This window comes from Cellulomonas denverensis (assembly GCF_012396125.1).
In the GTDB taxonomy this organism is placed as follows: Bacteria; Actinomycetota; Actinomycetes; order Actinomycetales; family Cellulomonadaceae; genus Cellulomonas; species Cellulomonas denverensis.
Map to the genome: position 1 here is coordinate 110,108 of NZ_JAAXOX010000010.1, position 12,770 is coordinate 122,877.

Consider the following 12,770-nt stretch of genomic DNA (forward strand, 5'->3'; position numbering starts at 1 on the left):
GCCTCACGAGAATCGTCGGGCGGTCGTGCGTCGTGGCGTTCGGGGGAAGAGCGCCCCGGTCGTCCCTCCCCATCGAGGGCCGACCGAGTGGCGGAGCGCAGGGGGCTGGCCTGCGCGCGGGGCGTTCCGGGCTGGGGAACGGCTCCGCGATTGCGTGGACGCTAGTCCTGCTGGTCCGGGTCGTCAACCACCCCGACGATCGTGACCACCTCGGCCTCCGGGTCGAAGCCCAGGTCACGGCTGATCTGCTGCGCGGCATCCCGGACCTGGCGACCGAGCTCCTGGTAGTGCCAGGACGGCTGGTCCAGCTTCAGTCCGGTGATCGAGATCGCCCCGACGCAGGCACCGTCGTGGCCGAACAGCGGCGACCCGATGCAGAACACCCCGTCGGCGTCCTCCTCGTCGTCGAAGGCGTACCCGGCCACCCGCGCCTCGGCCAGGTGGGCGACCAGGGTGTCCGGGTCGGTGATCGTCCGCGACGTGCGGCGCACCAGCCCCACCCGGTCCACGATCGCCCGGATCTCCTCGGCCGGCAGGCAGCTCAGGATCGCCTTGCCCAGGCCGGTCGAGTGCGGCAGCTCGTGCGAGCCCATCCGCAGGTCGAGCCGCACCCGCTCGTTCCCGCCGACCTGGTCGATCACCACCGCCTGGTCCTGCACCAGGGTGGCCAGCCGGGCGGTCGACCGGGTGCTCCGGGCCAGGGCGACCAGGTGCGGGCGGGCCACGTCCCGCAGCGAGGTCTGGGCCAGCGCCTGGGAGCCGAGCCGCGCCAGCGCCATGCCCAGCCGGTACCGCCGGGTCATCCCGCTGCCCTCGTCGGCGACCAGGCCGCGCCGGGTCAGCGTGTGCAGCGTGGCGAACACCGCGCTCTTCGACAGCCCCAGGGCGGCACCGATGTCGGTCACGGACATCGGTTCACCCGGCGGCTGGGCGGCCAGGAGCTCGAGCACGTCGACCGCACGGGACACGGATTTCACCCAGTAGCGCGAGTCCTCGGCCTCGGTCGCCGCGGGTCTGCTGGTGCCGCTCGCCATCGGTCTCCCCCTGAATGTGGTCGTCTCTGCCGCCCGAGCGCGGTCAGGCTAGCCGCTGTTCGGTATCACCGACCAGGGTTAGGCGAGTTCGATCCCCTCACCCGGGACCTCGGACCCTGCCGCCCCGTGATCGCCGGGGACACGCTGGAACCGACTGCGCCGCCCGCACCCCATCCGACGCCGAGTCCCGAGGAGCGCCCATGCAGGCATGCCTGGTGTTCGAGAGCATGTTCGGCAACACCCGCGACCTCGCCGAGGCGGTCGCCGACGGGTTCCGCCAGGCCCGCCCCGACGTACCGATCGCGCTGGTCAACGTCCTGGACGCCCCCACGGATCCTGGCGCCGACCTGCTGATCGTCGGCGGTCCGACCCACACCTTCACCATGAGCCGCCCGGAGACCCGCGCCGACCGCGACAAGCACGCCACCACCGACGAGGCCCGCGCCGCCGTCGCCGACTTGCCCGGCGCCGACACCGGTCCCGGCGTCCGCGAGTGGCTCGCCACCCTGGTCCCGTCGGCCGGCACCCTCGCCGCCGCGTTCGACACCCGGGTCAACCGCCCGTTCCCCAAGCGCGCCGCCAAGGCGATGGCCAAGCAGCTCACCACCCTCGGCTACCGGCTGGCCACCCCGCCCGAGGGCTTCGAGGTCACCGGCATGACCGGCCCCCTCGCCGACGGTGAACTCGACCGCGCCCGCGCCTGGGGTGCCCAACTCGCCGCGGCCCTCCCCGCCTGACCCCCGCGCGCTCGCCGGCAACCCCCGTCCCACCACCCCGGCTGACGCCGCCGCCAGCCGCCGCCACCGCCCGCGCCGGGAACCGCAGGTGTCCCGCACCGATCTCGATGGCTCCGGGCGGCCACGCCCTGGACCCGACCGCTCCGCCGGTCCCCTGCAGCACCCCGTCGCCGGACCGCCCCGGGCCGGCGGCGTCGCGCGCCCGGGCCGCGTCGCCCACCCCCAGGCCGCCTCACCCACCCTCGGACCACCTCCCTCACCCCTGGCGGCGTCGCCCACCCTCGGACCACCTCGCTCACCCCTGGCAGCGTCGCTCACCCCCGGGGCCATCTCACTCACCCCCAGGCCCCTCGCTCGCCCCGGGCCACCTCACTCACCCCCAGACCCGTCGCTCACCCCCGGGCCACCTCGCTCACCCCCAGCCGCCTCGCGCGCCCCGGGCCACCTCGCTCACCCCCAGGGCGCCGCGCTCACCCCCTAAGCCGCGGCGCTCTTGCCGCCGGACCAGCCCCGGGCGGCGCGGCCCGGCGTGTCTTGCCCGCGCGTGTCGCGCGGGGGTGAGGGTGTGCGTGCGGCCAGATCCGGGATTGTCGTAGTCCCGCCCCAGATACCCGACCCAGGTGCACCCCGGTCAGTCGGGCGCATACCCAGACCCGGGTGGACCCAGCGCAGTCGGGCGCACACCCAGACCCCACCCGGGCAACCTGCGCATCAGTCGGCTGCAGCCCGGCCCACATGGCCCCGTAAGCGCATACCATCGCCTGGTCCGCAGTCGCCGCAGCTCGGAGGATCACCCATGCGCCTGGCCGTCGTCGGTCTGGCGTCCTCCCACGTCGACCAGATCGTCCGACTGTCGGCCGCCGCGCGCCTGGGGCCGGCCCGGATCGGCGCGCTGATCGACACGCCCGCCGAGCCCGTCCCGCCCGAGCGGATCGCCCGGCTGCGGCAGGTCTGTGCCGGGTCCACCGCCGACCTCGGCAGCGGCTCCGATCTCCCCAGGACTTCCGAGCCGGCCCGCGCCGCCGAGCCGTCCCGAACCACCGGGACCTCCCGGGCCACCGAGCCCTCCCGAACCACAGGGACCTTTCGGGCCACCGAGCCCTCCCGAACCGCCGGGCCTTCCCGCGCCACCGAGCCCTCCCGCGCCACCGAGCCCTCCCGAACCGCCGAGCCCTCCCGTACCGCTGAGCCCTCCCGAGTCACCGAGCCCTCCGGGGTCGCCGGGGCCGTCCGCGCCGCCGGGTGCGAGGCCGCGATCGTCGCCACCCGCGACCCGGCGCACCACCGCGCCCTGGCGGAGCCCTTGCTGCGTGCAGGCATCCCGGTGTTCGTCGACAAGCCGTTCGTCGCCGACCTCCGCGACGCCGAGGCCCTGGTCGCCGCCGCCGATCGCGCCGGGGTGCTGCTCACCTCCTCCTCGGCCCTGCGCTGGCATCCGACCGTGCGCGCCGCGGCACAGCACTGGTCGGCAGGACCGAACACCCTGCGGATCCGGGTCACCGGCCCCGCTGACCCGGCCTCACCGTGGGGCGGGCGCCTGTTCCTGGGCGTGCACGCGGTGGAGGCAGCGCTGGGTGCCCTGTCCGCCCCCTCCGTCGACGCCGGCGAACGCCCGCGCCTCATCGGCGTCACCACGCACGGCAGCCGCCGGGTGGCCGAGATCGCGGTCGGCCGCGCAACGGCGGTGATCGAACTCGGTGACCACGACGGCTGGCACCTGAGCGGGCCGGGCGTCGATGCCGCACTGGAGTTGGACCCGGACTACCTGCGACCCCCGCTGCTCGGCTTCGTCGATGCAGTGACCCGCGGTGACCACAGCCGGGTGATCACCGGAGCGGCGCTGATCGATGCGGCACGGGTGCTCACCGAGGTGTGCGCGTGAACGGGGCCGGGCGTGAGCCATGGCGGCCCACTCCGGGCGCAGACGAGCCCGCCCCGCCCGAGGTGGCCAGGTCGTGCGCACCGACTGCACGGGCTTCGGCGTCGAACGGGCTGGGCTCAGGGCGTCGAAGCGGCCTGGACCCGGGTGCTGCGGTGCCGGGCTGCGGGTGTCGGGCACTCTGCGCGCCCCGGCACCAGGCGTGGGCCGTCGGGCGTCGAGCGCCAGGCACCGGGCGTCAAACACCGAGCACCAGGCACCGAGCGTCCGAACGTCCGAACGTCCGAACGTGCCAGGTGCTAGTCGTCAGGCGTGGGCCCGATGCGCGGAGATCGGGGCCGCGGGAGTCGGACGTGGGGCATGGACCGTTCCGCGCCAGGGTTCGGGAACGTGGAGTCCGACCACAACAACCCCGGATCGAGCTGCGCACACACCCTTACTCTGGCGCGACACGCCCAGGCGACGACACGCCAAGCGCTGCACAGACGTCGATCCGGTCCTTCCGGGGCGGTGCGGACCACCCGGCCCCAGGGCGCGATCCCGGGGCAGGGACACGACCCGGCATCGAGTGGCCTCGGGGCACGTGGCCATTCAGGAGCACTGGACGGCAGCACGGGAGCCAGATGGGTCTCGTCGGAAGGCCCGAAACGCACGCGGGGCGGCACCCCGGGTGGGGTACCGCCCTGCGTGGTGGGGAGGGGTCCAGCCCGACCGTCATCCCCGGGGTCCTGCGGCTCCGCCAAGAGCTTTCCAAACGCCATTCGGCACGACCGAACGGATAACTCATTCAAGCAAGCGCCTTGGTCGGGGGCAACAGCTCCGGGTTACGGTTCTGTAAAGCCTGGTGCTGTTCGGTAATGCCGAATAGTCACACCAGGAGGTTGCCGTCGGTGAGGACGCCGTCGCCGGTGGGCGGCACGGCCAACCGGGTCACGCCGCGCTCGACGCAGCCGGTGTGCAGGAGGGTCGAACCCGCGGCGAACCCGGACAGGTCGAGCGCCCCGCCGGCATAGGTGGAGCCGGTGGACCGGTAGTGGTTCACGCCCTCGGTGACCCGGACGTGCGCCAGGTCGGCGCGGTCGGCGGTGCCGGTGTGGCCGTCGAGGTTCCAGGTCACCGCGCGGGTGGTGGCGCCGGAACGGCTGAACACCGCGCCACCGGACGGTCCGCCGGTCGCCCGGGTGCCGACCGCGGTCAACTCCTGGTCGGCGGCTCCGGCCAGCACCAGCCCGGTGTTCTCCAGCCGGGTGCCGTCCAGAGTCAGCCGGGCGGCCGAGACCGGCACGGGCGCTCCGGCCCCGTCGTCGCCGATGCCACGCAGCGTGCAGCCGGTCAGGGTGAGCGGGCCGGTGCCCTGCCAGGAGGTGGTCGCCCCGTCCAGGCCGGTGATCGTGGTCCGGACGAAGGAAACCGGCGTGCTGACGTTCGCCGCGATGAACGGGAGGGTGCCGTCCGCCGCGGTCAGGCCGATCACGCAGTCCTCGATCACCGTCGGCCGCGCGGACACCGCCGTCGCCTGGGACAGCTGGAACCGGGCATCCACCCGGCAGCCGCGCATCTGCAGGCCGTCCGCGTTCACCCACATCCAGCTCGGGTAGTCCGGCATGCTCGGGTCCTTCACCACCTGGCAGTCCTCCAGGGTCAGGTCGATCACCCCGACCCGGGCGAAGAACAGTGCCGCCACCTGCTGCCGGACGGTGACCCGCTTGGCTCGCCCACCCCAGGTCGCCCCGGAGTTCGCGAAGGTCATCAGGCCGCTGTTCCCGATGTAGGTCAGGTCGTGCTCGTACTGGCCGTGGGTGACGAACGGACCCTGCACGTCGCCGTCGCCGTGACAGTTCTGCACCATCGAGTAGGCGGCGCAGGTGAAGTCGTTCAGGTGCCGGGCGTTCGAGGTCCGGCAGTCCCGCACTTGGGCGTACAGGCAGCTGATCTGCTGGGTGAGGTAGCCCGCGCCGCCGAGCGTGACGCTGACCGGGTTGCGCAGTGAGCACTGCGACGTGACGTAGGTCGTGTTCCAGCGCCGCATGATCACCGGCCAGAACGTGCCCTCGGCGTCGATCGCGTGCACGTCGCAGTGCGTGGCGTACTCGAAGGCCACCGGGTGCGAGCCGGTGACCTGGTCGGTGCCGGTGCCCCGGAACCGCATCCGCTGCACCGTGACCCGTTGCACCGGGTCGACCCGGGTCCAGGTCAGCGTGCGCCCGGCCGCGAGCGCCCAGCCGGTCTTGTAGCCGACCCGCACGTGGGTGCCGTCCACGATCTGGGTCACCTGCAGCAGGTACATCAGCTCGCGTTCGGCACTGCCGCCACCGGGCCGGGTGTCGGTCTGTACCGCCCACCACTGCCCGACGGTGAAGGCCGCCGAGTCCGGCACCGGCAGGATGTCCACCTGTTCCGGCAGATCGTCGGGCAGCGCGCCGGTGACCACCTCGTCGGTGACCGCGCCCTGGAAGAACAGCACCGCAGCGAACGGGTCGTTGGCGGCGGCCGGCTCGATCCCCTCGGTGGTGACCAGGTGGTGACCGAAGTCGAGCACCAGGTCCGAGCGGGCGAACCGGTGCCGCCGGACGAAGTTCAGATCGGTGTGCGCCTCGATCCGCTGCACCGCCGGGTCGCCGACCAGGGCGTCCAGCGCGTCATCGGCCGCGGTGTCCGGCCCGAGCACCCCGAACTGCCGGAAGTCGACGGTGCCGTCGTGCACCAGGTGCCAGCGGCCCTTCGCCCGCTGCCGGGCCGGGGCGATCACGGTGCCGCCGTTGTGCTCGGCGGTGGAGTCGGCGTCCCAGCGGACCAGGAGCGCACCGCCGTCACCGGCCGCGGCGTACCCGGTCACCACCACCACGTCGCCCTTGGCCGGGTTGAGCGCGCGGAGGTCCGCGACCGTGGGGACGCTGCGGGTGGTGCGGGCAGAGCTGTTGCCGTTGCCGTTGCCGCCCATCGGGGTGTCGGCCCGGGCGGCGGTGGTGGTGCCGAGCACGGTGGCGGCGCCGAGCAGGGACGCCCCACCCAGGCGGAGCAGACTGCGGCGAGCAGGGGCGGCCGGCGCCGGATCGTCGACGGTGACGGATTCGGGCAGGTCAGAGCGGTGCAGACGCATGACAACCTCCTGGATCGGTGAGTGGATCCATGCGGAGGTGCCGGACGTTCGGGTGGCCGGGCGCGGGCTGGGCGGACGGCCGGACGGAGTGGCGCCGAAGCTATGGCCGCGCGGACACGGGTGTCAACGGGTGCCTGGGGACCAGTGCCCTGTCGTGTCAGGAATGCTTGCCAGGCCTCCCGCCGCCGACCTAGCGTGGCGGCACCCATCCAGAGCGACCGAGAGACCTGGCTCGTCGACGTCGCAGCAACCCCCCGCGCGTGCGCGGGTGAGGGTGCTTCCGCCAGGACCGATGGAGCGACGAATGAGCGTGAGCGCAGAGGGACACACTCCCGCCGTCACCGACGGACTGGGTGCGGTCGAGCGCCCTACCGTGTCCTTCGAGCTGTTCCCGCCGCGCAACCCGGACGCCGCCCCCAAGCTGTGGGCCACCGTGCAGCGGCTCGCCGAGGCCCGGCCGGACTTCGTGTCGGTGACCTACGGCGCCAGCGGATCGACCCGGACCACCACCCGAACCCTGGTCCGCCGGCTGCTGCGCGAGACGTCGCTGACCCCGATCGCCCACCTGACCTGCGTCGGCACCTCCCGGCAGGAGCTCGCCGACACCGTCGAGGAGTTCCTGGACGAGGGGGTGCGGGCGTTCCTGGCGTTGCGCGGCGACCCGCCGGCGGACGGGTCGTGGCAGGCGCACCCGGAGGGTCTGCCCACCGCGAGCGCCCTGGTCGGCCTGCTGCGGGAGATCGAGGCCCGGCGATGTGCGAGCAGCCCGGCCCAGGCGGTGCGCGCCACCGTCCGCCCGCTGTCGGTGGCGGTCGCCGCCTTCCCCCGGGGCAACGCCGGTGCGGGCAGCACCCGCGAGCAGGACATCGCCGCCCTGCTGGCCAAGCAGGAGGCCGGTGCCGACTTCGCGATCACGCAGCTGTTCTACGACGCCCCGTCCTACCTGGAGCTGGTCCAGCTCGCCCGGGACGCCGGGGTGACCATCCCGATCGTGCCCGGGATCATCCCGATGACCGACCCGGCCCGGCTGCGGCGGGTCGAGCAACTGACCGGCGTCCGGGTGCCCGAGCACGTGCTGGCCCGGCTGGACGCCTTCGACCCGGAGACCGAGACCGCCGAGCGGCACCGCGCCGGGACCCGGCTGGGCATCGACCTGGTGAACGCCGTGCTGGACGGTGGCGCCCCGGGCGTGCACCTGTACACCTTCAACAACGCCGGACCGGCCCTCGACCTGCTCGACGGCGCCGGGATCGGCGGATCCGGCGCCCCCCGCGCCCGGGTGGCACTGGCCGGTGCCGCCGCCACGACCCCTGTCCCCGTCCCGACCACCTGAGGCGAAGATGACCCACACCCACCCGTTCCCCGCCGGCATCGTCCTGGGCTACCCGCGCATCGGGCCCCGGCGCGAACTGAAGAAGGCGATCGAGTCCTTCTGGGCCGGCCGGTCCACCGCGGACGAGGTCGAGGCGACCGCCGCCGACCTGCGCCGCCGCACCCGGACCCGGCTGGCCGAGCTGGGCCTGAGCACCACGCTGCCGGCGATCCCGAGCGCGTTCTCCTTCTACGACCAGGTGCTGGACGCCGCGGTGGTGCTGGGTGCGGTGCCGGAGCGGTTCGCCGACCTGCGGGACCCGGCCACCGGCGGGCTGGACCTGGCCGGGTACTCCACGGTGGCGCGCGGTCGCGGCGACGACCTGCCGCTGGAGATGACCAAGTGGTTCGACTCCAACTACCACTACCTGGTGCCGGAGATCGGCCCGGCCACCACGTTCTCCTACTCCTCGGACCGCCCGGTGCGGGAGTTCGCCGAGGCGCTGGCCGACGGCGTGCTGACCCGCCCGGTGATCGTCGGGCCGGTCACCTTCCTGGCGCTGGCCAAGGCGACCGAGGACGCCCCGGAGGACTTCGCCCCGATCGACCGGCTGGACGACGTGCTGGCGGTCTACGCCGACCTGCTGCGCGCGTTCAAGGCCGCCGGGGCCACCTGGGTCCAGCTGGACGAGCCCGCGCTGGTCTCCGACTCCACCGGCGTGGACACCGACCGCCTGCTGGCCGCCACCGAGCGGGCCTACCAGGTGCTGGCCACCGAGCTGACCGCCGACGAGCGGCCGGCCCTGCTGGTCGCCGCCCCCTACGGTGAGCTGCGCGGCGCGCTTGACGTGCTGGCCGCCTCGGACGTCGACGGCATCGCCCTGGACCTGGTCCGTGGCCGGCTGCCGGAGGCCTCGCCGGCGACCCGCACCGCCCTGGCCGGCAAGGTCCTGGTCGGTGGCGTGATCGACGGTCACAACATCTGGCGCGCGGACCTGGATGCCGCGCTGACCACCCTGGAGCGGCTGGAGGGCCTGGGCGCCGGCCAGACCGCGGTGGGCACCTCGACCTCGCTGTTCCACGTGCCGCACGACGTGCAGGACGAGCCCGACCTGGACGACACCCTGAAGTCCTGGCTGGCGTTCGCCGACCAGAAGGTCGCCGAGGTCGTCACCCTCGCCACCGGCCTGACCGAGGGTCGTGAGGCGGTGCACGCCGAGCTGCTGGCCGCCGCCGACGCCCGACGGTCCCGCGCCGAGGCCGCCGGGGTGGTCCGGCCGGAGGTCCGCGACCGGGCCGCCGGGCTGGACGACGCCGCCTTCCACCGTGGGCCGTACGACGACCGGCGTGAGGCCCAGCAGTCCCGGCTGCACCTGCCCCCGCTGCCGACCACCACCATCGGGTCCTTCCCGCAGACCCCGGAGATCCGCAAGGCGCGCGCCGCGTTCACCGCCGGGGAGCTGACCGCCGAGCAGTACGACGAGGCGATGAAGGCGGAGATCCGCGGCGTGGTCGAGCTGCAGGAGCGGATCGGGCTGGACGTGCTGGTGCACGGCGAGCCGGAGCGCAACGACATGGTGCAGTACTTCGCCGAGAACCTGGACGGCTTCGCGGTCACCCGCAACGGCTGGGTGCAGTCCTACGGCTCGCGGTGCACCCGGCCGTCGATCCTGTGGGGCGACGTCTCCCGGCCCGCGCCGATCACGGTCGGCTGGACCGGCTACACCCAGTCGCTGACCAGCAAGCCGGTCAAGGGCATGCTCACCGGACCGGTCACCATCCTGGCCTGGTCCTTCGTCCGCGACGACCAGCCGCTGGCCGACACCGCCAACCAGGTCGCGCTCGCCCTCCGGGACGAGATCGCCGATCTGGAGGCCGCCGGGATCGCCATCGTGCAGGTCGACGAGCCGGCGCTGCGCGAGCTGCTGCCGCTGCGCGCCGAGGACCACGACGCCTACCTCGACTGGTCGGTGCGGTCCTTCCGGCTGGCGACCTCGGGCGTGCGGCCGGACACCCAGATCCACACCCACCTGTGCTACTCGGAGTTCGGCGAGATCATGGGCGCGATCGACGGTCTGGACGCGGATGTCACCTCGATCGAGGCGGCCCGGTCGAAGATGGAGATCCTCGCCGACATCGCCGCCGCCGGGTACCCGCGGCAGGTCGGCCCCGGGGTGTGGGACATCCACTCCCCGCGGGTGCCGTCCGAGGCCGAGGTGACCGGGCTGCTGAGCACCGCGGTCCGCGACATCGACCCGGCCCAGCTCTGGGTCAACCCGGACTGCGGGCTGAAGACCCGGCGCTACGCGGAGGTCACGCCCTCGCTGGAGCACATGGTCGCCGCCACCGGCACCGTGCGCGCCGGGCTGGCGGTGCCCTCCGCCTGAGCCGGGACGGGACGGCACACACGACGGCCGGACCGGAGCAGCGTGCTCCGGCCCGGCCGTGTGTCGTGCGGGATCAGGTGCGTTGCGGGATCGGGTGCCGTGCGGGATCAGGCCGGGGCGGCCTCGATGCCGGTCGGCGAGCCGGTCTGCACCTCGATCCGGCGCGGCTTGGCCTCCTCCGCCACCGGGATGGTCAGGGTCAGCACGCCGTCCGCGTAGGAGGCGCTGACCGCATCCAGGTTCAGGCCGCGGCCGACGGTCAGCTGCCGGGCGTAGGTGCCGGTGGGGCGCTCCTTGGTCAGGTACTGCACGCCCTCGTCCGGGTGCGGGGTGCGCTGGGCCCGCACGGTCAGGGTGCGGTCGTCCAGGTTGACGTCGATCGAGCCCGGGTCGGCACCCGGCAGGTCGAAGTGCGCCACGTAGTGGTCGCCGGAGCGGTACAGGTCCATCGGCATCTGCGCGGCCGCGCGCTCCGCACCGAGCACCTGGGTCATCAACCGGTCCATCTCCCGGAATGGGTCGAATCGAGTAGCCACAGCCCGTCACCTCCTTCGATGCCGGACCCCGGACCGCCCGGGGCCGGAAAGCTGATCCGGTGTGTCACCGGATGGGCTACGGAAGGAGTTTTAGCACTCTCGACCACTGAGTGCTAAGCCCAGATCGTTCGCGGGTGGCGAACGCTCAGACCCGCGCGGCGTGGGCGGCCAGCGCGTCGACGATCCGGACGTCCGCGTCCAGCCACGGCACCTGGTGCCAGTCGCCGAGCGGCAGCCAGCGCAGCTCGTCGTGCTCGACCAGCGGCTGCGGTTCGCCGTCCACGATCTCGGCCAGCCACAGCCGCATCGTGTACTTCTCGGACAGCCGCCAGGCGCCGTCGTCCGGTCCGGCCAGCTCGGCGCCGAGCCGCAGGCCGACCCCCAGCTCCTCGCGCAGTTCGCGGTGCACGCCCTGCACCGGTGTCTCCCCGGGCTCGACCTTGCCGCCGGGGAACTCCCAGCGACCGGCCAGGGAGACCGGGCCGGAACGGCGGGCGGCGAGCAGTGCCGTCGGCGCGTCGAGGTCGTCGACGATGGCGGCGGCCACCACGAGGGTCGGGGAATCGGGCACGATCGCAGTCTGCCAGCCGCTCCGGCCGGCACCGGTCCGGGTCAGCGGAGAGCGCAACCGGGAATGCCCGGTCACAGCAGGGACAGCCCGGCCAGGCTCACCCCGCCCGCGACCAGCGTGGCCAGCCCGCCCAGCAGCAGCGGCCGGCCGCCGGTCCGGATCAACCGGCCCAGGTGGATCTGGGTGCCCAGCGCCACCATCGCCGCGCCCAGCGCCAGCGTGGTCACCGGCTTCACCAGGCCGATCGCCGCCTCCGGCACCGCGCCGACGGTCCGCAGCAGCACCGCCAGCACGAAGCCGATCACGAAGCCCGGCACCAGCGGAGCGGTCCGCCCGCCGACCGTGTCCGAGGTCCGGCGCCGCACCATGCCCACCCCGGCGACCATCGGCGCCAGCAGCACCACCCGGGCGAGCTTGGCGACCACCGCGACGGTCAGCGCCGCCGCACCCACCGTGCCCGCCGCGGCCACCACCTGCGCCACCTCGTGCACCGACATCCCGGCCCACAGCCCCGCCGTCCGCTGGTCCAGCCCGAGCACCCGGCTGAGCAGCGGCAGCGCCACGATCGCCAGCGACCCGTACACGGTCACGAGTGCCACCGCGGTCGCCACGTCCTCCTCCTCGGCGTCGGCCACCGGGCTCATCCCGGCCACCGCCGCCGCCCCGCAGATCGAGAACCCGGTCGCCACCAGCAACGTCACCGCCCGCCGGACCCGCAGCAGCCGCCCGAGCCACAGCGTGACCCCGAAGGTGGTGGCCACCGTCACCAGCAGGACGACCAGCTCGCCCAGCCCCAGGTCCAGCACGTCGCCCACCGACAGTTGCAGCCCGAGCAGCACCACCCCGGCGCGCAGGATGTACCGCGCCGTCCAGGTCAGACCCGGCTCCAGCGCGGCCGGCAACCATCCGGCCGCCCGGGCCACCGCACCGAGCACGATCGCGATCAACAACGCCGGCGCCGCCGGAGCCGCCAGGCTGATCCCCACGCACACGCCCGACACCGCCAGCGCGGCCAGCACCCCAGGCAGCACCCGCGCGGCCCCGGGCCCGAACCCGCGCGCGTCCCGGGTCTCGAGCCCCCGCGCCGCCCGCGTCCCTCCCTGCGCGTCCGCGCCCCGCCGAGAGTGCACGAATGCACCCTTCCTGGCTCTGGAGGCGTGCATTCGTGCACTCTCGGCGTCGGCGGCCTGCGTCCGGGGGGCGGCGGGGGCGGGG

9 protein-coding genes and 1 riboswitch are annotated in these 12,770 nt (G+C 74.0%); of the genes, 4 read left to right on the forward strand and 5 right to left on the reverse strand.

Annotation, left to right across the window (positions count from 1 at the left end):
* Nucleotides 1-161: 161 nt before the first annotated feature.
* Complete coding sequence (locus HGA03_RS19450; protein WP_168631109.1) at nucleotides 162-1,034, reverse strand: IclR family transcriptional regulator; 873 nt, start codon at nucleotides 1,032-1,034, stop codon at nucleotides 162-164.
* A 200-nt stretch (nucleotides 1,035-1,234) separates the two neighbouring features.
* Between HGA03_RS19450 and HGA03_RS15050 the strand changes: the two genes are divergently transcribed.
* Entirely contained in the window at nucleotides 1,235-1,771 is a 537-nt protein-coding gene (locus HGA03_RS15050; RefSeq protein WP_168631110.1) for a flavodoxin family protein, read from the forward strand.
* 796 nt (nucleotides 1,772-2,567) lie between these two features.
* Nucleotides 2,568-3,653, forward strand: a complete 1,086-nt coding sequence (locus HGA03_RS15055; protein WP_168631111.1) for a Gfo/Idh/MocA family oxidoreductase — start codon at nucleotides 2,568-2,570, stop codon at nucleotides 3,651-3,653.
* A gap of 865 nt (nucleotides 3,654-4,518) precedes the next feature.
* Here HGA03_RS15055 and HGA03_RS15060 read toward each other — a convergent pair.
* Nucleotides 4,519-6,750 carry a peptidase C14 gene (locus HGA03_RS15060; RefSeq protein WP_239073511.1) on the reverse strand — a complete coding sequence of 744 codons (2,232 nt, stop codon included), beginning with the start codon at nucleotides 6,748-6,750 and terminating at the stop codon, nucleotides 4,519-4,521.
* 202 nt (nucleotides 6,751-6,952) lie between these two features.
* Nucleotides 6,953-7,049: riboswitch (SAM riboswitch) on the forward strand.
* Nucleotides 7,050-7,054: 5 nt separating this feature from the next.
* On the opposite strand from HGA03_RS15060, the gene HGA03_RS15065 reads away from it, so the two are divergent.
* Together HGA03_RS15065 and metE are read left to right on the forward strand one after the other, a co-directional pair.
* The gene (locus tag HGA03_RS15065) at nucleotides 7,055-8,083 is read left to right on the forward strand and encodes a methylenetetrahydrofolate reductase (RefSeq protein ID WP_168631112.1); all 1,029 of its coding nucleotides are present in this window, start codon (nucleotides 7,055-7,057) and stop codon (nucleotides 8,081-8,083) included.
* Nucleotides 8,084-8,090: 7 nt separating this feature from the next.
* Complete coding sequence (metE, locus tag HGA03_RS15070) at nucleotides 8,091-10,448, forward strand: 5-methyltetrahydropteroyltriglutamate--homocysteine S-methyltransferase (RefSeq protein WP_168631113.1); 2,358 nt, start codon at nucleotides 8,091-8,093, stop codon at nucleotides 10,446-10,448.
* A 107-nt stretch (nucleotides 10,449-10,555) separates the two neighbouring features.
* On the opposite strand, the gene HGA03_RS15075 is transcribed toward metE, so the two are convergent.
* The 3 genes from HGA03_RS15075 to HGA03_RS15085 all read right to left on the reverse strand — a co-directional run bounded on the left by HGA03_RS15075 (nucleotide 10,556) and on the right by HGA03_RS15085 (nucleotide 12,685).
* On the reverse strand, nucleotides 10,556-10,984 hold the full coding sequence (locus HGA03_RS15075) for an Hsp20/alpha crystallin family protein (protein ID WP_168631114.1): 429 nt from the start codon (nucleotides 10,982-10,984) through the stop codon (nucleotides 10,556-10,558).
* A gap of 145 nt (nucleotides 10,985-11,129) precedes the next feature.
* Nucleotides 11,130-11,555, reverse strand: a complete 426-nt coding sequence (locus HGA03_RS15080; RefSeq protein ID WP_168631115.1) for a (deoxy)nucleoside triphosphate pyrophosphohydrolase — start codon at nucleotides 11,553-11,555, stop codon at nucleotides 11,130-11,132.
* A 71-nt stretch (nucleotides 11,556-11,626) separates the two neighbouring features.
* Complete coding sequence (locus HGA03_RS15085) at nucleotides 11,627-12,685, reverse strand: YeiH family protein (RefSeq protein WP_203767286.1); 1,059 nt, start codon at nucleotides 12,683-12,685, stop codon at nucleotides 11,627-11,629.
* Nucleotides 12,686-12,770: the final 85 nt, after the last annotated feature.